Origin of the sequence: Streptomyces sp. NPDC087440, from assembly GCF_044744005.1 — a bacterium.
Taxonomy (GTDB): domain Bacteria; phylum Actinomycetota; class Actinomycetes; order Streptomycetales; family Streptomycetaceae; genus Streptomyces.
On the sequence record NZ_JBIUXN010000001.1, the window covers coordinates 439,947 to 457,761 of the forward strand.

General features: G+C 71.7%; 18 protein-coding genes and 1 pseudogene. 10 read left to right on the forward strand and 9 right to left on the reverse strand.

Annotated features, from left to right (window positions below; translation table 11 throughout):
- Nucleotides 1-36: 36 nt before the first annotated feature.
- Nucleotides 37-1,380: a hypothetical protein gene (locus ACIO3O_RS01790; protein WP_401740656.1), complete on the forward strand. Its 1,344-nt coding sequence runs from the start codon at nucleotides 37-39 to the stop codon at nucleotides 1,378-1,380.
- 222 nt (nucleotides 1,381-1,602) lie between these two features.
- Here ACIO3O_RS01790 and ACIO3O_RS01795 read toward each other — a convergent pair whose 3' ends face one another.
- The gene (locus ACIO3O_RS01795) at nucleotides 1,603-2,076 is read right to left on the reverse strand and encodes a hypothetical protein (protein WP_401740659.1); all 474 of its coding nucleotides are present in this window, start codon (nucleotides 2,074-2,076) and stop codon (nucleotides 1,603-1,605) included.
- A 118-nt stretch (nucleotides 2,077-2,194) separates the two neighbouring features.
- On the opposite strand from ACIO3O_RS01795, the gene ACIO3O_RS01800 reads away from it, so the two are divergent.
- Nucleotides 2,195-2,983 (forward strand): hypothetical protein, encoded by a 789-nt coding sequence (locus tag ACIO3O_RS01800; RefSeq protein WP_401740661.1) that lies wholly within the window; start codon nucleotides 2,195-2,197, stop codon nucleotides 2,981-2,983.
- A 24-nt stretch (nucleotides 2,984-3,007) separates the two neighbouring features.
- On the opposite strand, the pseudogene ACIO3O_RS01805 reads toward ACIO3O_RS01800, so the two are convergent.
- Both ACIO3O_RS01805 and ACIO3O_RS01810 read right to left on the reverse strand, forming a co-directional pair.
- Nucleotides 3,008-3,352, reverse strand: a pseudogene (locus ACIO3O_RS01805) (darcynin family protein); the annotation flags it as partial.
- A gap of 76 nt (nucleotides 3,353-3,428) precedes the next feature.
- Nucleotides 3,429-4,343, reverse strand: a complete 915-nt coding sequence (locus ACIO3O_RS01810; protein WP_401740663.1) for an NAD(P)H-binding protein — start codon at nucleotides 4,341-4,343, stop codon at nucleotides 3,429-3,431.
- 146 nt (nucleotides 4,344-4,489) lie between these two features.
- On the opposite strand from ACIO3O_RS01810, the gene ACIO3O_RS01815 reads away from it, so the two are divergent.
- The 4 genes from ACIO3O_RS01815 to ACIO3O_RS01830 all read left to right on the forward strand — a co-directional run bounded on the left by ACIO3O_RS01815 (nucleotide 4,490) and on the right by ACIO3O_RS01830 (nucleotide 7,888).
- Entirely contained in the window at nucleotides 4,490-5,455 is a 966-nt protein-coding gene (locus ACIO3O_RS01815; protein WP_401740666.1) for a LysR family transcriptional regulator, read from the forward strand.
- A 57-nt stretch (nucleotides 5,456-5,512) separates the two neighbouring features.
- On the forward strand, nucleotides 5,513-5,839 hold the full coding sequence (locus tag ACIO3O_RS01820; protein ID WP_401740668.1) for a hypothetical protein: 327 nt from the start codon (nucleotides 5,513-5,515) through the stop codon (nucleotides 5,837-5,839).
- Between the two features lie 78 nt (nucleotides 5,840-5,917).
- Nucleotides 5,918-6,337, forward strand: a complete 420-nt coding sequence (locus ACIO3O_RS01825) for a PPOX class F420-dependent oxidoreductase (protein WP_401740670.1) — start codon at nucleotides 5,918-5,920, stop codon at nucleotides 6,335-6,337.
- Between the two features lie 162 nt (nucleotides 6,338-6,499).
- Complete coding sequence (locus ACIO3O_RS01830) at nucleotides 6,500-7,888, forward strand: serine hydrolase domain-containing protein (RefSeq protein ID WP_401740673.1); 1,389 nt, start codon at nucleotides 6,500-6,502, stop codon at nucleotides 7,886-7,888.
- Here the strand turns inward: ACIO3O_RS01830 and ACIO3O_RS01835 are convergent.
- Together ACIO3O_RS01835 and ACIO3O_RS01840 are read right to left on the reverse strand one after the other, a co-directional pair.
- A complete protein-coding gene (locus tag ACIO3O_RS01835) occupies nucleotides 7,876-9,555 on the reverse strand; it encodes an amidohydrolase (RefSeq protein WP_401740674.1) in 1,680 nt (559 codons plus the stop codon). The genes ACIO3O_RS01830 and ACIO3O_RS01835 overlap by 13 nt on opposite strands.
- Before the next feature lie 16 nt (nucleotides 9,556-9,571).
- The gene (locus ACIO3O_RS01840) at nucleotides 9,572-10,498 is read right to left on the reverse strand and encodes a mycofactocin-coupled SDR family oxidoreductase (RefSeq protein WP_401740677.1); all 927 of its coding nucleotides are present in this window, start codon (nucleotides 10,496-10,498) and stop codon (nucleotides 9,572-9,574) included.
- A 296-nt stretch (nucleotides 10,499-10,794) separates the two neighbouring features.
- Between ACIO3O_RS01840 and ACIO3O_RS01845 the strand changes: the two genes are divergently transcribed.
- The 3 genes from ACIO3O_RS01845 to ACIO3O_RS01855 all read left to right on the forward strand — a co-directional run bounded on the left by ACIO3O_RS01845 (nucleotide 10,795) and on the right by ACIO3O_RS01855 (nucleotide 12,876).
- On the forward strand, nucleotides 10,795-10,968 hold the full coding sequence (locus ACIO3O_RS01845) for a hypothetical protein (protein ID WP_401740679.1): 174 nt from the start codon (nucleotides 10,795-10,797) through the stop codon (nucleotides 10,966-10,968).
- A gap of 127 nt (nucleotides 10,969-11,095) precedes the next feature.
- Nucleotides 11,096-12,301: a hypothetical protein gene (locus ACIO3O_RS01850; RefSeq protein WP_401740681.1), complete on the forward strand. Its 1,206-nt coding sequence runs from the start codon at nucleotides 11,096-11,098 to the stop codon at nucleotides 12,299-12,301.
- Complete coding sequence (locus ACIO3O_RS01855) at nucleotides 12,298-12,876, forward strand: hypothetical protein (protein WP_401740684.1); 579 nt, start codon at nucleotides 12,298-12,300, stop codon at nucleotides 12,874-12,876. Before ACIO3O_RS01850 ends, ACIO3O_RS01855 begins: the two co-directional genes overlap by 4 nt.
- 42 nt (nucleotides 12,877-12,918) lie before the next feature.
- On the opposite strand, the gene ACIO3O_RS01860 is transcribed toward ACIO3O_RS01855, so the two are convergent.
- From ACIO3O_RS01860 to ACIO3O_RS01875, 4 genes are all read right to left on the reverse strand, one after another.
- Nucleotides 12,919-13,332, reverse strand: coding sequence for a DUF4190 domain-containing protein (locus ACIO3O_RS01860; RefSeq protein ID WP_401740685.1), 414 nt, complete (start codon nucleotides 13,330-13,332; stop codon nucleotides 12,919-12,921).
- A gap of 253 nt (nucleotides 13,333-13,585) precedes the next feature.
- Nucleotides 13,586-14,461, reverse strand: a complete 876-nt coding sequence (locus ACIO3O_RS01865) for an aminoglycoside phosphotransferase family protein (RefSeq protein WP_401741829.1) — start codon at nucleotides 14,459-14,461, stop codon at nucleotides 13,586-13,588.
- A 116-nt stretch (nucleotides 14,462-14,577) separates the two neighbouring features.
- The gene (locus ACIO3O_RS01870) at nucleotides 14,578-14,910 is read right to left on the reverse strand and encodes a hypothetical protein (RefSeq protein ID WP_401740687.1); all 333 of its coding nucleotides are present in this window, start codon (nucleotides 14,908-14,910) and stop codon (nucleotides 14,578-14,580) included.
- 385 nt (nucleotides 14,911-15,295) lie between these two features.
- Nucleotides 15,296-15,865: a TetR/AcrR family transcriptional regulator gene (locus tag ACIO3O_RS01875; protein ID WP_401740690.1), complete on the reverse strand. Its 570-nt coding sequence runs from the start codon at nucleotides 15,863-15,865 to the stop codon at nucleotides 15,296-15,298.
- Nucleotides 15,866-16,042: 177 nt separating this feature from the next.
- Between ACIO3O_RS01875 and ACIO3O_RS01880 the strand changes: the two genes are divergently transcribed.
- Nucleotides 16,043-17,722 (forward strand): carboxylesterase/lipase family protein, encoded by a 1,680-nt coding sequence (locus ACIO3O_RS01880; protein WP_401740692.1) that lies wholly within the window; start codon nucleotides 16,043-16,045, stop codon nucleotides 17,720-17,722.
- The last annotated feature ends 93 nt before the right edge of the window (nucleotides 17,723-17,815 follow it).

The following is a 17,815-nucleotide window of genomic DNA, read 5'->3' on the forward strand; positions in this document are numbered from 1 at the left end:
CGGCCGACTGTCAGTGGTGGGGTCTACGGTGATCACATGTCAGTCATCGAGGTCGTCGCACGCGTCATGGTCGGCACCGGGCACCCGGTGGAGCGGTTGTTCTGCCATCCCCGGCTCCCCCTGATAGCCGGGCTGGACTCGGAGCGTCCGGCGGTCCGCGTCTGGTCCTTCGAGGACGGCGGGCTGACCGAAGTCGGCGTGGTGGGCGGCGAGTCCGCCGTCTACGGCGACCCCTCGAACTGGGACCGGTACGACCGGATACCCGGGGTGGCCTGGCATCCCCGGCAACCGCTGCTGGTGGTGGCCGGCGAGGACGGGGCGGTGCAGTGGACTCCGGGCGGAGTGACGGCACTGGAGGGCCTGGGCTCGGCTGCCCGGGTGGCCTTCGCGCCGGACGGGCGTTCGTTGTGGGCCTCGCCGTCGTCGGAGGGGGAGGGGGATACGGAGGAGGCGTGGGAGAGCTCTGACGTACTCGACCTCGTCACCGGGAAGGTGAGCCGCGGTCCGCGCTGGGACACGGGAGTGGCGGAGCACCCCGGCGGGAGCCTGGTGGCCACGCTCGCCAGCGACCAGGGCGCGACCCACGTGCTTTTCGCTCGCACGGACCCGGACCCCGACGCCACGCCTGCCGCCGCCCATTCCTCCGTTCCCGCATCCGCATCCGCACTTGCACCCGCATCCGCTCTCGCGATGCGCGTGCTGCGTCGTGCGCTGATCCTCGACGTCGACGGTTACGAAGCGCCGGTCTTCAGCCCGGACGGACGGCACTTCGCGATCCGTGGAAACGCATACGCCAACACCTTGAGCGTCTTCGCGTTCCCGTCCCTGCGCCGCGTTCTGGCGACGCAGCTCGGCGAACCCAGACCCGCCCACCCCCACCCGCCGGAATGGATGGACCAGTTGGAGTCCTGGTCGCACCAGAACATCGCCTTCGGTGTCCGCCCCGGCATCCTCTGGATCGGAACCCCCACCGGCACGCTCGTCGAACTCGACATCGAGGCCGCGCACGCCACCGAGCACGCGCCGCTCCCCCACTTCCCCGTCACCGCTCTCGCCACCACCGCCACGGGCCAACTCGCCCTGGCCCACGGCGAAGGCGGCCTTGCGCTCCTGTCCGTGGCGGACGACTTCGCCCTGCCGCAGCCCGACACCGCACGCAAGCACTGCGACACCGCGCAGGCAGCGGTGGCCGCCTATGTGGCCGGGACCTCCGAGGTTCCGGCGGCCGAGGGCAACCTGGAATCGCATCTGGACCTGACCGACGGAGCCCGCGAGTGGGGCCCCTCGGACCTGGAAACCGTCACCGCCGTCTCGGAGACGGACCCGTCGTGGCTCCAGATACGGGCGGCGATGAACACCTGGCAGGAGCGGGACGCCTGACCTGATCGCGGGGTGAGGGCGATGTACGGGTCTCCGCGAGTGCCGTGGTGAGGTACTCGGCGGAGGTGGCCGCGCCCCCGGCGAGGAGGAGTCGTATGTGAACCTCCCAGGCCTACCGGGTCTCCCGGTCCTCCCGGTCCTCCCGGTCCTCCCGGTCCTCCCGGTCCTCCCGGTCCTCCCGAGCCTTCCGGATCTGCCGGTCCTGCCCGATCTCCTGGTCGCTCATTGCCGCTCCCCCTCCCAGCCCCGGACGGCACCTGGTCGGCGGGCCGCGAGCACGTCGCCGAGACGTACGGCGGGGCACCCCAGCATCCGCTCCAGCACGGGCTGTTGCCGCTCCGTCAGGGTGGTCACGAAGATCGCGGCATCGGCCTCCTTGCGCTCACAGAGCGCGGCCGCCTCGCATACCTTCCCGTAGCTGAGCAGCGTCCGCGAGGAGAAGGGCAGGGCCATCTTCGCGACCCCGCCGTGCGAGACCCCGCGCCGCTGGACGACGCGCCCCACGACCCGTACTCCGCACTGCGCCAACTGCCGTTCCGCAGCGTCCATCAGGGCGGCGAAGTCCTTCTGCTTGCCGGAGAAGAGCCCGACGATGACGACGTCGGCCCCCGCCGCCGTCCACTCCCGAGCCCGGTTCGGGGACAGCGCCCCCGCGCGTCGGGGCGGCCGTCGGTCACGTCTTCGGGTCTGGTGCACGACGGTGAGGCTAGACGGAACGCGACCTGCGGCGACAGGCAATTACGCGTGCCGGAACCGCTGTCGCAGCCCGCCGATAGGCTGCGGCCGAACCACGCCCGGCCGATCGGAAGGCACGATGACAGGCACCCCCAGACCGTCGCTCGACTCGATACTCGGGGCGCTTCCCGAACTCGCCCCTCACGCGCGCACCGCCGCCCTGCTCCATCCCGAGCGGGCCGAGCCGGGACGCCGGGACAGTTCGATCGGCGGGCCGTTGCTGTGGCCGGACGACGAACCGTGGCCCCTGTGTTCCCTGCCCGACGAGAACAGTGCCGACGGCATGCCCGCCACGGCCATGGTGCCGGTCGCGCAGGTCTTCCGGCACGATGCGCCGGGGGCCTGGTGGCCTGCCGGGACGGACCTCTTGCAGATACTCTGGTGTCCCAATGAACACTGGGACCCTCCGATCCAGCAGGCCGACACCAGCCCCGTGGTCGACGTGCGATGGCGTCGGGCTGCCGATGTGACCGGCCGGTCGGCGAGCCCGCCGCTGCCGTCGCGGTACGACGAGGACAGCTACCTGCCCCAGGCCTGCACCGTCACCGTCGAGCAGGTGACCGACTTCCCGTTCCGCGACGAGCTGCCTGCGGAACTCCACCCCCGGTTGGCGGAGCTGGTCCGCGAGACCGGCGACGGAGGCGACCTCGTCACCCGCCTCGCGGGCTGGAAACTCGGCGGCTGGCCGACCTGGCACCTGACGCAGCCGACGGTGATTCCCTGCGAGGACTGCGGCACGGCCATGACGCTGTTGTTCACCGTGGCCAGCGGCGACGTGCCGGGAGTCGTCGTCGGCCGCTGGGGAGACCTGCGCATCTTCACCTGCCCCGCCGACCACCGCCACGCCTTCCAGGTGGACCTGCACTGACCCCGGGCTCACCGGTCACAGGGGTCAGGTGGCGATGGTGGCGGCCGGGGTGAGGCCGTACGTACGGGCGTAGCCGTTCTCCGTGCCGACCAGGAGGTCGACGACCGTGAAGTAGCGGTCCCAGAAGGGGGTTTCGCGCAGGGCGTCGACGAGGAGTTGGTAGGCGGTGTGGTCGTCGGCCTCCCAGACCCACACGTCGGTCACCCGCGCCGAGTAGAACTCCGTGTCGTAGAAGCGGGAACGGACGCCCCTGGTCCTGGCCTTGACGGCCGGCAGGACGTGGGTCGTGAAGGCGTCCATGCGGGCCCGGGGAGTCAGGGCGAGCCACTCGGGGGTGGTCTTGATCAGCATGAAGGCCGTCACGGGAGCAGGGACAGAGTCAGGGGCAGGGGCAGGGGCAGGGGCAGGGGCAGGGGCAGGGGCAGAGGCAGCGGCGGGGGTCGGGTCAGTGGGCATCGTGGGTGCCTTTCGGGGTGGGGAGGAGTGCGGGGGCGAGGGTGTCGGTGCACCACTGCGCGAAGGTCGTCGGGGTGCTCGTGGCCGGTGTGCGGGCGGCTCCCGCGTCGAGGCCCTCGTCCTTGGCGCACTTCATGGCGACGACGCCGCGGGCGAACTCCTCGTTCAGGCCGTACCCGAGGAGGTCGGTGAGCAGGTCCTCGTACGACTGGCGTACGTAACGGACCGTGCGGCCGAGCCGGGCGGTCATGATGCGGGCCAGGTCGTTCGGGGAGAGGTCCTCGGGGCCGAGGACGGGGACGCTGTCGACGCCGGACCAGGAACGGTTCAGCAGCAGGTCGGCGGCGACGGCCGCGATGTCCGCCACGGCGACGAAGGGGGCCTTGCGGTCGGCGGCGGTGACGTCGGTGAAGGCGCCGGTCGAGCGGATCGTGTCGGCGTCCTCGAGGAGGTTCTCGTAGAAGGAGGCGTTGGCCAGGGCGCGGTAGGCCGCCCCCGTACCGGCCAGGAGGTCGTCCAGGGCGAGGGAGGCGGTGACGAGTCCCGCGCGGCCCGCGACCGGGGTACCTCGTCCGAGCGCGGAGACGCCGACGACGTGGCCGACTCCGTGCGCGGCGAGCGCCTTCGCGGCGGGGCGGGAGAAGCCGGAGAAGCCGTCGTCGGGGGTACGGGTCGCGTCCGGCGGGACGAGCCAGAACACGGCGTCGGCGCCCTCGAAGGCGCGGTCGACAACCTCGGGGTCGCCGTGCGAGCCGGTGACGACCTCGGTGCGCCCGCGCACCTCTTCGGGGAGGCGGGCGGGGTCGCGGACGACGACGCGCAGCGGCTCGCCGTGGGCGGAGTCCAGGAGCAGCGGCAGCAGGGCGCGGCCGATGTTCCCGGTGGGAGCGGTGATGACGATCATGGAAACCTCGTGGGTCGGGTCGGGTCGGGAGTCGGGATCGAGCCGGACCGAATCAGGTCGGGCCGGATCGGGACACCCCCATCCTGGGAAACCCAAGAGCATTGCCACAATGGGAAGTTGAGCACGCCATACTTGCCGGAAATGGAATGACGCCCTTGAGCAGCAGCGCAGCACCCGCCAGCGACTCCCGTCTCGACGCCAATCTCGCCATCGCGCTCCACGCCCTGCTGACCGAGCAGAGCGTCACCCGCGCCGCCGCCCGCCTGCACACCTCGCCCGCCGCGATGAGCCGCACGCTCGCCCGGCTCCGGCGCGTCCTCCAGGACCCCCTGCTGGTGCGGGCCGGCCAGCGGATGGTTCCCACACCCCGCGCCCAGCAGCTGCGCGAGGAGACCGCCGAGGTCGTACGTCGCCTGGGGGCGCTGCTGGCCCCGGGCGCGGGCGTCGACCCCGGCGCCCTGCGCACCACCTTCACCGTCCAGGCCGCCGACCTGGTCTGCGCGGCGCTGGCCCCGGGGATGCTGCGGCTGGCCGGGCAGGAGGCTCCGGGGGTGTCGCTGCGGTTCCGGGCGGAGGACCTGGAGGCGGGTCCCGCCCTGCGCGACGGCCGGATCGACCTGGAGGTCGGGTCCATCGACCACGTGGACCCCGAGACCCGGATCGAGGCACTGGCAACCCTGCGGATGGCTGCGGCCGTCCGGCCCGGTCATCCGCTCGCCGAGGGGCCCCTCACCCCGGAGCGGCTGGCCGCCGCCGAACACGTGGTGGTGAGCCGCCGGGGCCGGTTCACCGGCCCCCTGGACACCGCGCTGGCCGAGCGGGGGCTGCACCGGCGGGTCGCCGCCGTCCTCCCCGGCCACCTCGCCGCGATGGCCCTGGCCGCGCGCAGCGACGTCGTCTGCCTGGTCGCCGCCGCACCCTCGGGTGACGCCCCCTCGCCCCTGACGGACACCGCCACCGTGCTGGGACTTCGCCTCCTGGACATCCCCCTGCCGCTGCCGCCGCTGACCATCGGCATGGCGTGGCACCCCCGCCACGCCGCCGACGGGGGCCACCGCTGGCTCCGCGACGCCGTCCGCCGGACGCTTCGGACGCCGGGGGCCGCACACTGAACCGTGCACCACGGAACGTACGAGAACGCCATCCAGCGACGGGAACGGGGAGCGGACATGAGCGACGAACGCGTGGCGCGGTGCCGGTGCGGGCACCTGTGGACGGTTCATCTGGAGGGCAACTGCGACGGCGGGGGTGGTGAAGACGGCCGGGTCAGCCGTGCCGCGTGCACCTGCCGGGGCTTCTATCCGGAGGACTGGCGTCCGAACACCACGAACACCTGCCGTGGCTGCCGTCACGCCAAGTCGGACCACTCCGGGGTGAGTTGTCACGCGGTCGTCGGCCACGACACGGTCACCGAACGGCACTTCGGCTTCGAGGGCGACACCTGGACCACAAAGGGCACGGTGGACATCACCTGCTCCTGCCAGCGGTTCTGGTAGGAGCGAGCGGCCCGGGCCGACGGATGTGGTGCCGAAACCGCTTGATCTCAACCGCAGTTGAGGTTCTACGTTTCCCCCATGGACTCCTTCTTCACTCCCAAGGAACGCACCTACCTGCTCGGCCAGGGGCTCGGCCGCCTGGCCACCCTCGGCCCGGACGGGATGCCGCATCTGCGCCCGGTCGGCTTCCGGCTCAACGACGACGGCAGCATCGACATCGGCGGCCCCGACAACGCCAAGAGCCGCAAGTTCCGCAACGCGAAGGACCACCCCCACGTCGCCTTCACCGTCGATGACATGACGCCCGATGACGAGCCCGACGCCGTCGCTCCCGGGTGGGGGCGCGGCGTCGAGATCCGGGGCCGCGCGGAGCTGATCGTGGTGGACGTCCCGCCCGTGGCACCGGACTTCTTCAGCCACGACGTGATCCGCATCCACCCCGAACGCATCGTGAGCTGGCACATCGAGGGCCAAGGGAACCACGCACGCAGCGTCTGACCGCCCGAGCCCGCCCCCCCCTCGCACACTCCTCGCGCGAGGAAACCTGACAAACATCATCTCTTTCTGTGCACAAGGTCGTTCTGAGGGCGGACGGTTCGCTTCCGTGGCGCAGCGAGGATGGGAGGACCATCCCGCCCACCGACGGAACGGAATCCGCCCATGCACGACACCACCTCGGCTTCTGCCGTACGTCCCCACTCCTCCCGCCGCAGAGCGCGCCTGGCGGCCATCGCCTCGGCGGCCCTGCTGTCGCTGAGCGTCGGGACGCTTCCCGCCTCGGCGGCCGCTGCCCCCTTACCCACAGCCGCGACCGCCGAGGCCGCCCCGCACCTCGACCGCAAGGCCCTGCGCAGCACCCTCGACGCCATCCACCGGGCCGGCATGTACGGGGCGTACTCCTCCGTCCGGGACGGTTCCGCGCAGTGGCGGGGCGCGACCGGCGTCGCCGACTTCGGCTCGGGGCGGCCGATGCGGCCGGACCTGGAGCACCGGGTCGGCAGCATCACCAAGACGTTCACCTCGGTGGCCGTCCTCCAGCAGGTGGCCCGGGGGCGCATCGCCCTGGACGCCCCGATCGGCGACTACCTGCCCGAGCTGGTGCCCGGAGAGCGGGGCCGCAAGGTGACCGTACGGATGCTGCTCAACCACACGAGCGGCATCGCCGACTACGTCCTGCCCGCCTTCCCGAAGCTGACCACGAACCCCCAACAGGCCCTGGACGAGGGTCAGTTCCGGCGGCTCGCCCCCGAGGAGCTGGTCCGTCTCGGGCTGGCGGCCACGCCGGAGCAGCCGCGCGGGACGCATGCGTACGCGAACACCAACTACATCCTCGCCGGGCTGCTGCTGAAGAAGGTCACGGGTCAGGACCCGGAGGCGTACATCACCCGGAACGTCATCCGTAAGGCCGGGCTGCGGCACACGTACTTCCCGCGCACCGCCCGCATCCAGGGGCCGCACGCGAAGATGTACGAGTCGTTCTTCGGGTACATCGACCCGCCGCGCGACTACAGCACGTACGACATGTCCTGGGCCGGCACGGCCGGGGCGCTGGTCTCCACGACGAGCGACCTCAACGACTTCTACCGGCAGCTCCTGCGCGGGGAGTTGATCGGCGCGGCGCAGTTGCGGGAGATGAAGAAGACCGTCCCGGGGCACGAGCCGGGGCCGGGCGAGGAACTGGTGTTGCGGTACGGGCTGGGCCTGTACACGTTGAAACTGCCCGACGGCGCCTGGTACTGGGGGCACGACGGCGCCGTGTTCGGGGCCGGGACCCTGGCGCTGTCCACGGAGGACGGGCGCCGTCAGGTGACGCTCGGCTACAACCTGATGAAGTATCAGCGGTTCGACGAGAACAACGAGCCGCTGCCGAGTGAGATCGACGCGGCCATCATCGGGCACGCGACGACGGCCCTGGGCGGCACCCCCGCTCCGGGCGATTCCCCGGTGCCGCAGCGGCTGGCCGTCCCCGAGCAGATGGCTCCACAGGCGCGGTCGGCTCCTCAGGCACGGGTGACTCCTCAGGCACGAGTGGCTCCTCAGGCGCGGTAGACGAGTTCGCCCTCGACGAAGGTCAACTGCACCTGCGTGGCGTGGACTTCGGTGATCGGGATCGCGAACGGGTCCCGGTCGACGGCGATCACGTCGGCCAGCATGCCCGCCTCGATGCGTCCGACGCGGTCCGCCATGCCTTCCTGGCGGGCCGCGTTGACCGTGAAGAGGTCGAAGGCCCGGTCGAGCGGGACGGCCTGGGACGCGCCGAAGGTGTCCGCGCTCCCGCCGGGCTCCTGGCGCGTGACGAGGGACTCGATGGCGGCCCACGGGTTCACCGAGGGCACCACGCACCAGTCGGACCCGGCCACCACCAGTGCACCGGAGTCGAGCAAGTCCCTTACCGGCCAGGCCCGTTCGACGTATTCGGGGCCGACGGCGGCCGCGATGTCGGAGCAGATCGGGGAGGGCCGCCACAGGTAGGGGGAGACCTCGAAGGTGGCGCCGATGCGTGCGGCGCGGGCGATGTCGGACGCGGCGACGAAGGTGCAGTGGCCGACATTGTGCATGTGCGGACTGGGCCCGTTGGCCTTGCGGGCGGCCTCGATCGCATCCAGCGCCGCCCGGACCGCCGCGTCGCCCGCCGCGTGGAACTTCACCGTGATGCCCGACCGGTCCAGGCGCGTCACCAGGTGGTTGAGGACGGGCGGCGCGACCGCGAGCATCCCGTACCTGCTGAACTCGGGGTCTCGCCCCGCCACCGTGTCGCGGTACGGCGCGAGCATGGCGGCGGTGTGGCTGTCGGTCGGCACCCCGTCGAGGAAGACCTTCACGCAGTCCGGCGTGAGGCGGTGGCTCGCGTAGTGGTTGCGCCGCGCGATCACCTCCTCGCAGGAGGGGTCGTGCGGCGACCACACCAGGCACAGCCGCACCCGCTGCTTGACCCCGCCGCGCTCGGCGAGGCGGGTGTAGGCGCGCAGTTCGGCACGCGGTCCCGCCGTGAAGCCGACGGCGGCCTCGGTGAAGGAGGTGATGCCGTACGAGAGCATCTCCCCCAGCGCCCAGGCGAGGGCCTCCTCCACCGCCTCGTCGGAGGCCCTGGGGGCGAAGCCCGCGAGGAGTTCGGCGGCGGTCTCGCGCTGCACGCCGGTCGGGCGGCCCTCGGGGTCGCGCTCGAAGATGCCGCCCACGGGGTCGGGCGTGCCGGGGCCGATCCCGGCGGCCCGCAGCGCCGCGCTGTTGGCCCAGGAGCTGTGGCCGCTGGTGTCCTCCAGGAGGACGGGGTGGTCGGGGGCGATGGCGTCGAGCTGGTCGCGGTGCGGGGTCGTGCCGAGTGCGTACGCGTCCCACTGGCCGCCGAGCACCCAGCCGCCGGGGGCCGCCCGCGCCACGTGCTCGGCGACGATGCACAGGGTGGTGGCGAGGTCGGAGCCCTGGGGGACCTTGCAGCGGCGTTCGCGGACGCCCGCGTAGATGGGGTGGACGTGCAGGTCGTGCAGGCCCGGCAGGACGGTGGCGCCGGCCAGCTCGAAGACGCGGGTGCGGGGGCCGCGTCGGCGCAGGATGTCGGCGCTGGAGCCGACTGCGTCGATGACCCCGCCGCGTACGGCCAGGGCTTCGGCGGGGCCCGTGGGCGTACGGACGTTGCCGCCGGTGAGGATGGTGTCGGCGTACGGATCGGTCCGGGTGTCCGTGGTCGGATCGGGCGTGGTGCTCCGGTCGGGCATGACGCTCCCCCCTCGCTCAGCGGCGGTTGATGAACCCTGCGTCGACCGGCAGCGTGACGCCGGTGACGTAGCGGGCCTCGTCGGAGGCCAGCCACAGGACGGCGTTCGAGACGTCGACCGCCTCGATGGTGCGCACCGGGAGGGCGTTGGGGCCCTGCGCGGAGAGGTTCGGGTCGCGGGCGACGATCGCGGCGATGGCGGGATCGGCGACCATGCGGGTGGCGACCCCGGTGGGGTGCACGGAGTTCACCCTGATCCGGTACGGGGCGAGGTTGTTGGCGTACGTACGCATCAGGCCGACCGAGCCGTGCTTGGAGGCGGCGTAGGCGAGCCCGCCGTTGCTGGCGCCGCCGATGCCGACCAGTCCGGCGGTGGAGTTGACGATGACGATCGAGCCGCCCCGCCCGGCGGCGACCATCGGCCCGACGGCCACCTCGATGGTGTGGAAGGTGCCGGTGAGGTTGACGTCGATGGCGTCGTGCCAGGCCTGGACGCGGTCCTCGGCCAGCAGCGGCGCGATGCCCGCGTTGGCGACGACGACGTCGATGTGCCCGAACTCGGTGAGCCCGGCTTCGTACGCCTGCCGGAGCGCCTCCCGGTCGCGGATGTCGGCCTCGCGGGCCACGACGCGGCGGCCCTGGGCCTGTATCTCCTCGACGGCCTCGCGCAGGTCCTCCGGGGTGGACTGCGGGTAGGGCACGGTGTCGACCGGCCGGCAGATGTCGACGATGACCAGGTCGGCGCCCTCCTCCGCCATCCGCCGGACATGGCTGCGGCCGAGGCCCCCGGCGGCGCCGGTCACAAAGGCGACCTTGCCGTCGAGGCGGCCGGGGGGCCGGGGCTGCGGCGGCTGCTGCTGGGGCTGGGGCGGTTGCTGCTGGGGCTGGGGCCGGGGCTGCTGCTGGGGCCGGGGCGTGTGCTCGTACGGCATTCCGAATCGCATGGTTCCGGCCTACCGCAGGGATCATCGGACGTCACGACCACGCACCGGCCAGATGAGGTCAGGGGCCGGACGGGGCGGGCGGGGCGGGCTCGCGCGGAGGTCGGCGGGCGGTCGGCCGGGACGGCTCGGCACATTCCGGGAGCCCCTGGTTTCACGCCATTCGGACCGGCCCCCATTGACAGCCACTTGACCATCTCTTTACCTTCGAACGACGGGATGATCAGGAACGAATCCCGCTGTACCCCAACAAACGACACCTATGCCTGTATGTAGGGGCGAACTCGGAGGTAATCCTTATGGAGCAGCTCGTCAAGCGCATGACCGAGGAGAACGTCTGGCAGAAGTGGGTCGCGGCGAACTCCGCGACCGGCGGCGAGCGGGCCAAGGACGGCTGTATCAGCGCGACGCCGAAGAGCGGCTGCATCAGCGTGGCCGGGGCCGGTGCGGGGAAGTCCGGCTGCATTTCGTGACACTCGGGGCACCTGCCCGACGGCGCTGAGCGAGCGTCGCCGGGCAGGGGGTGCGGGGGCCACACCGCCCCCGCACCCCTCCCCCTCCCCGCATCCCCTACGCCGACCGGCTTCCCTGGAGGGCCACGTGAACCACCTGCCGACCGCCGAAGTCCTCGACCGGGTGCGGGACATTCCGCTGTACCGGGCGTCCATGGAGCGGGGTCACTTCCCCGTGCTGGAGAAGCCCGAGATCGCCCGGGACTTCCCCGCCAACTGGATGACCCCACAGCTGGAACGGGCACTGGAGTCCGGCGAGGCCGAATTCGTGCTGTCGACCGGCACCAACCACGCCCGCATGCAGTTGATCCGGCCCCCGTACTTCCTGCTCCGTTCGTACTACCGCCTGTGGAGCGAGCACCCGGAACTCGGGCCGAGCTGGCACGGCGGCGCCCGGCGGGTCTCGCTGACGACGGTCCTGGCGACCGAGCACGTGGCGCGGGTGAACGCGCGGAATCCGGGGGCGACGGCCGGTGAGCGCTGGCTTGACGAGCGGACCCTGTACCTCAACAGGCAGCTGGACCCGGCTGGTTGGGACCGCGACGAGGTCGAGCGGATGCTCGCGGAGATTCGCGGGGTGAGCGCCGCGCACCCCACGGGCGCATATCTGCTGGACTGCTCGGGCTACCACCTCGCGCACCTGGTGCGGAAGGTGGACGAGTGGGGGCTGTGGGGGAGGTTCCCGGCGCCGTCCGGGATCGTGCACGCCTACGAGTACACGCCGCTGAACGTACGGGCGTACCTGCGCGCGCACTTCGACTGCCCGGTGGTCGACCTGTTCGGCAGCACGGAGCTGGGCTACCTGTTCTACAGCGACGCGCAGGGCCGGTACCGGCCGTATCTGCACGACATGAGCGTGGAGTTGATCCCGGTGGAGCCGGGCAGCGGCATCCACAGCCTGATCGTCACCAGCGTCCGCAATCCGCACATGCCGCTGGTGCGCTACCGCTCGGGCGACTGCGTACGCACCCGGGACGGCAGTGCCGACCCCACGCTGATCGAGTCCTTCTGCGGCCGCGAGAAGGAGCTGCTGCCGACGCCGGGGGGTCTGGTGGCACAGGCCGATCTGGACACGGTGATCGCGGGGGTGTCGTCCCGGGTCTTTCTGCACCGGCTGGATCCGGAGGAGGGCATCCTGCGCTACACGACCTTCGACGGAGAGCCGCTCGACCCTTCGCGCAAGTCCCAACTCGGCTCTGCGGTCGGCGACCTGACGGGCCGCCAGGTGCGGGCCGAGCACCAGGCACACGTACCGATCGGGAAGTCCGGCAAGTACGCGTGGCTGGCGGCATGACGACCACCGCACCCGAACACGACAGGAGCCCCACTGTGCCCGACACCACCACGGCCGCCCTCACCCCGGGTCGGATTCTCGGCGAGGAGCTGTACGACGAGACCTTGGCGCACTTCACGCGGAAGCCCGGCGCACCGGACCCGGCGGTCGTCGCCGCCCAGGTCCGCGAGTGCGCCCGCTACCTCCACCTGGTCTCCCGGCACCCGGACCGGCTGGCCGGGCTCTTCCTGCCCGTGGAGCAGGACATCGACGAGGTCTGGCACTTCCTGATCCTCCAGACCCGCGAGTACCGGGACCTGTGCGAACAGCGGCTGCCGGGCGGTCACTTCATCCACCACCGCAGCATCTCGTACGACGCCTACCGGACGACGGAAACGGAGCCGGAGGCGGGGACCGTGGAGACCGCCGACCCCTCACGCGCGACGGTCGCGGAAGAGGCCCTCCGCTGGATTCCCCTCTACGCGGAGGCGTTCGGGGGATTCGACGCGGAGGGCTTCCCGCACTGGACGGTGGTGCGGTTCCTGCACGAGGAGCTGGGCCTGTCCCTGGCGGAGATCAACGCACTGGACGGCTGACGCTCCGGGGGGGGCGAGACCCCGCAGAGAATGTGCGGGCGGTCAGTTACCCATGTCCTTGTTGAACTGCTTCGAGCACTCGTCCTGCTCGCTCTGCGTCTTCGCGTGCTGGACGCAGTCGCTGAAGCTCTTGAACTCGTCCGAGTTCAGGAACGAGGCGCCGATGGCGATGAACACGCCCGAGAGGATCAGGCCCACGCCGCCCAGCACCGCGCCGATGATCGCCATCACGCGGTGCGGGGCACGCCCGCCGCGCGCCTTCAGCGCGGCGATGATGCCGAAGATCAGCCCGAGGAGGCCGAGCAGGAAGCCGCCGATGATGGTGATGGAGGCGAAAACGGCCAGGATGCCGCACACCAGCGCCGCGACGGCCAGGCCGTTCTTCTGCTGGGCCGGTGCACCGGCGTAGGGCTGGCCGTAATCGCCGCTCTGCTGGGGGTGGTTCGGGTAGGACATGCCGTCACTCTCGCTTCTGTTGTCAAGGGCTCTGTCGGGCTCATCTGCCACGCATGCGTACATCTCAACAGAAAATGGGCGTACGGAGCAACCCGCCCACCTTCAACTCACTTTCAGATCGGCACGTCTACCCCCAACTTGCACACCTGAACCAGAGCATGACCCATGCATTCCTCGGCGGTACGCGCAGGCGCAGAACAACTCCGGGACGGGCAGCGACGCATCATGCCCCGCACCCGGCACCGGTGCCTCTTCAGCGGGTCAGGGCGAGGAGTTCGTCGAGCACCGGGGCCGGGCCGCCGTAGGTGAGGTGGGCGATGGCCGCCATGGGCGCGACCACGCGGCTCCAGGCGAACAACCGCCCCTCGTCCAGCCCGCACGCGGCGGCCACCCGCCGGCACCGGTCCTCGACGCCCTCGTTTCCGGCCCCCGCCACCACATGGTCGACGGCGTCGAAACACGGATCGCCGACGCAGGCCTTGGGGTCGATCGCGACCAGGCCGCGCGAGGGACCGCCGTCGAGCGCGTTGCCGAGGTGCAGGTCACCATGGAGCAGTACGACCCGGTCCTGGGTCTCCAACAGCGCATCGCAGCGCCGCATCGCCCGCTGCCACGCGGCGGCGTCGAGCTGCGCCGCGACGACCGGCTCGGACAGCCGCCGCCCGATCCGGGCGAAGGACTCCTCGAACCGGCCGCGCAGATCCAACGGCCAGCCCTCGGGCGGAGCCACCGCGTGCAGGGCGGTGAGCAACTCCCCCCACTGAAGCGGCAGGGCATCCTGCGGCATGTCCTCGGCCTCGGTGCCGGGCCGGACCTCCTCCACCGCCATCGCCCCGGCCGCCACGTCGGCGGCCAGGACGGCCGGAACACGCCCCGAGGGGGCAAACAGGCGCAGCATCTCGGCCTGCCGACCCAACAGTTCCCGGTCCGGGCTGAGTTTGAGCACCGCCGGTGTCCCATCGTCCCACTGGCACCGCAGTACGACCGAGGAGGCCCCGCTCGCGAACACCTCCCCGGGCTCGAACCCCCACCGCGAGGCCAGCCGGTCGACCGTCCCGGCCATCCCACCGACCCATCCCTCGGCGGAGGCCCCGTACCGCCCGACGAACAACTCCTCGACCGCCCCCATGTCCACGCGATCCATCGCCTGAACCTGCCCCTGCCCCTGCCCCGCTGTATCCATCCGGGCAGCTTGCACGCTCAGATCCCACACGTCACCTGCTTAACCGCCGCGGGCCCGCCGCCCTAGAGCTGGTCCCCGACCCGGGCCGACTCCGGAGGGTGCACCCCGCCGCCGTCCTTCGGGTCCTGCTCACACCGACGCCCGTCTGCTTCGTGCTGGTCGTTGGGTATCAGCAGCACTCCGGCCACCCGCTCGGGGTGCTCGACGGCGAGCCAGCCGTCACCCGTGCGTCCACCGCCCGGCTGGGACCACGCGGTGGACGCGTAGAGCGTCGTGCACAGCAACGCGACACGCTTCGCGTCGACCGCGCAGGCCTGTACCGACGGCCCGGCCGACCCCTCGGCGACGCCGTCGAAACGGTAGTGGAAGTGCGCCTGGTTCCCCTCGTAGGGCACCTGCGGATGAGGCTCACGTCGCCAACCGACAACCTCGGCGGTAACCCCGAACGGCTTCCCGGACGTGTCCACGACCTCGACCGAGACCCCGGCCCTCCCGCGCTCCGCCACCCGGTCGGTGCAGCTCCAGACCGCCGAACAACCGGTGAGGGCGAACCCCGCCAAAGCCAACGGGGCACCGACACGTACCCGTACGGAAAGCACTCGGACAACCTCCAGCCAGACGAAGCCGAGCAGTCTAACCCTGCTCCCGTCCCCGTCTCCGGAGGCCCACGACGAGTCCTGCCCAACTGGGCATCAGACGCCCCTCGTTGGGGCCTTCGCCGACTCCCCGAGTTCCGACGTGAGGACGCACACCCCGCAGTTCCGGCGTTTCCGCCGGGCCCTACTCCGTGCCGGGAGCGGGGAGGTATGCGGTCAGGGCGCGCAGGCCCTCCAGGACCTCGGCGGCCGTGGGGGCGGACTCGGGGTCGGTGAGGTGTTGCATCATCAGGCCGCTGACCAGGGCGAGTTGGACCGAACCGAGGGTGCGGACGGTGGCCTCGGGGAGGTCCGCCTCGGCAGTGCCGGTGACCTCGTGCGCCATGCCCGTGCGGCCCTGCCGCATCCCGGCGGCCAACTGCTCCCGGAGGTCAGGATCGCGCTGCGCGCGCAGGACGGTCTCCAGGTTGGCCGTCCAGAAGGTCTTGTTGGCCGAGAACGCCTCGATCAGGCGGGCCCACAGTGCACCGAGGTCGGCCTCCTCGGCCGTCGAAGGGCCGAACGCCTGGTCACCCGTGTCGAGTGACGCGAACAGCGCCTCGTTGAGCAGTGCTTCCTTCGAGCCGAAGTGGTAGCCGATGGCCGCCATGCTGACGCCCGCCGTGGAGGCGAGGTCGCGGACCGTCGTGCGCTCGTAGCCCTTCGCGAAGAGGCACTCCTTGGCGGCCTCCAGCAGCTTTTCCCGGTTTCCCATGCGGCGGACCCTAACAGCGAGTTGGGCAGATGCGCCAGACGTACGCCTCATGCGGACGCCTTGGGCAAACGTCTTGCGCAGATGCCCAAATCTTCGCTAGCTTCTGGGCATCGAAGGCCGCACCGGACGACATCGGCCGCACAGACCACACCGACCACACCGAGCCCAGGAGTTCCGTTGAGCATCAGGAAGCCCCGCGTCACCGCCCTTGCCTCCGCCGCCGTCCTCGCGACGCTCGCCGCCACGGTGACCACAGCCGGTGCCGCTGGGGCGGTTGAGTCCGGCAGCTCCGCCGCACCCACCCTCGTGACCACCGCCGAAGGACCCGTGCAGGGCACGGCCGCCGGGGCGGTGCGGACCTTCCAGGGCATTCCCTACGCGGCCGCACCGACCGGCGAGCGGCGCTGGAAGGCGCCGCAGTCGGTGCGCCGGTGGTCGAAGCCGCTGGACGCCACCGCCCCGCGAAGCGCCTGCGCCCAGCCGACCGACCAGCCCATCGCGATCGCGGGCGGCGGCAGCGAGGACTGCCTCCACCTCAACGTCACGACGCCGGCCGCGCCGCGGTCCCAGCGGCTGCCGGTCATCGTGTGGATACACGGCGGCAGCTTCACGTACGGCGACGGAGCCTCCTACCGCGCCGCCAAGCTGGCCGCGGCGCGGCAGGGTGCGGTGGTCGTGACGGTGAACTACCGGCTCGGGGCGTTCGGCTTCCTCACCGCACCCGGCCTGCGGGCACCGGCCAACCTCGGACTCCTCGACCAGCAGGCCGCGTTGAAGTGGGTCAGGCGGAACGCCGGGGCCTTCGGGGGCGACGCCCGCAACGTCACGCTCATGGGACAGTCGGGCGGCGGCTACAGCGTCTGCGCCCAGCTCGTGTCGCCCGGAGCACGAGGGCTCTTCCACAAGGCCGTCGTGCAGAGCGCGGGCTGTGTCGGACCGGACGGCTCCTTCACCCGCGCGCAGGCGGAGGCCCGAGGCCGCATCGTCGCCAAGGCCGCACAGTGCGACGACACACGTAACGACGTACGTGACGACGCACGTACGGTCGACGCCTGCCTGCGCGCCACCGGCACGGCCGACCTCGTGAAGGCGTCCGTCGCCGCCCCCGCCCCCGAGCCCGGCTCCGCGCCGGACCCCGAAGCCGACCCGCACAACAGGTACCGGCCCGTGGTCGACGGCACGGTCCTCCCCGAGGCCCCCGCCAGCGCCATCGCCGCCGGGCGGTTCGCCCGGGTGCCGGTGCTGCACGGCTCCACGCACGACGAGATGAGCGCGCTCGCCGGGATGAAGGAGCTGACGACGGGGGAGCCGCTCACCACCGAGGGCTACGCCGAGGCGATCAGGAGCGGCCGGTTCAAGAACAACGCCGCCGCCGTCCTCGCCGAGTACCCGGCCTCGGCGTACCCGACGCCCTCGCAAGCCCTCTCCGCCGTCCTGACCGACTCGGAGTGGTCGACCGCCGCACTCGACACGCAGCGGGCACTGGCCCGCCACACCTCCGTGCACGCGTACGACTTCGCCGAGGCCTCGTCCCCGTACTTCAAGGACGTTCCCAGGCCGAAGAGTTACTCACTCGGCACCGGCCACATGGTCGACCTGGCCTACTTCTTCGAGAACGGCCTCTTCGAGCCGCTCAACACCGCGCAGGCCGCGCTCTCCGACACCGTGACCGCCTACTGGAGCCGCTTCGCCGCCACGGGACAGCCGAACGGGCCCGGCCTGCCCGCCTGGAAGAGCTTCACGTCCCACACCCCTCGCGTCAGCGTCCAGCGGCTCGCTTCCGACCGCATCGGCCCCACGGACTTCGCCGCGGACCACCACCACGCCTTCTGGAAGTCGCTCACTCCCGCTTCCTGACCGGGGGCCCGTCCTGCTCCCCCTCCGGAGCATCGGCGACGCGGGCTTCGGGCGGCACGCCGCTCGGGCCCACGGAGCGGGCGGCAGCCGGGG

Excerpts from the sequence above, each read along its gene's own strand:
- ACIO3O_RS01865 (WP_401741829.1), bottom strand. The coding sequence starts at position 14,461 with ATGGGGGCGGTCGAGGAGTTGTTCGTCGGGCGGTACGGGGCCTCCGCC.
- ACIO3O_RS01815 (WP_401740666.1), top strand. The coding sequence starts at position 4,490 with ATGACGCCCTTGAGCAGCAGCGCAGCACCCGCCAGCGACTCCCGTCTC.
- ACIO3O_RS01810 (WP_401740663.1), bottom strand. The coding sequence starts at position 4,343 with ATGATCGTCATCACCGCTCCCACCGGGAACATCGGCCGCGCCCTGCTG.
- ACIO3O_RS01855 (WP_401740684.1), top strand. The coding sequence starts at position 12,298 with ATGACGACCACCGCACCCGAACACGACAGGAGCCCCACTGTGCCCGAC.
- ACIO3O_RS01840 (WP_401740677.1), bottom strand. The coding sequence starts at position 10,498 with ATGCGATTCGGAATGCCGTACGAGCACACGCCCCGGCCCCAGCAGCAG.
- ACIO3O_RS01825 (WP_401740670.1), top strand. The coding sequence starts at position 5,918 with ATGGACTCCTTCTTCACTCCCAAGGAACGCACCTACCTGCTCGGCCAG.
- ACIO3O_RS01790 (WP_401740656.1), top strand. The coding sequence starts at position 37 with ATGTCAGTCATCGAGGTCGTCGCACGCGTCATGGTCGGCACCGGGCAC.
- ACIO3O_RS01820 (WP_401740668.1), top strand. The coding sequence starts at position 5,513 with ATGAGCGACGAACGCGTGGCGCGGTGCCGGTGCGGGCACCTGTGGACG.
- ACIO3O_RS01845 (WP_401740679.1), top strand. The coding sequence starts at position 10,795 with ATGGAGCAGCTCGTCAAGCGCATGACCGAGGAGAACGTCTGGCAGAAG.
- ACIO3O_RS01830 (WP_401740673.1), top strand. The coding sequence starts at position 6,500 with ATGCACGACACCACCTCGGCTTCTGCCGTACGTCCCCACTCCTCCCGC.
- ACIO3O_RS01835 (WP_401740674.1), bottom strand. The coding sequence starts at position 9,555 with ATGCCCGACCGGAGCACCACGCCCGATCCGACCACGGACACCCGGACC.
- ACIO3O_RS01875 (WP_401740690.1), bottom strand. The coding sequence starts at position 15,865 with ATGGGAAACCGGGAAAAGCTGCTGGAGGCCGCCAAGGAGTGCCTCTTC.
- ACIO3O_RS01800 (WP_401740661.1), top strand. The coding sequence starts at position 2,195 with ATGACAGGCACCCCCAGACCGTCGCTCGACTCGATACTCGGGGCGCTT.
- ACIO3O_RS01860 (WP_401740685.1), bottom strand. The coding sequence starts at position 13,332 with ATGTCCTACCCGAACCACCCCCAGCAGAGCGGCGATTACGGCCAGCCC.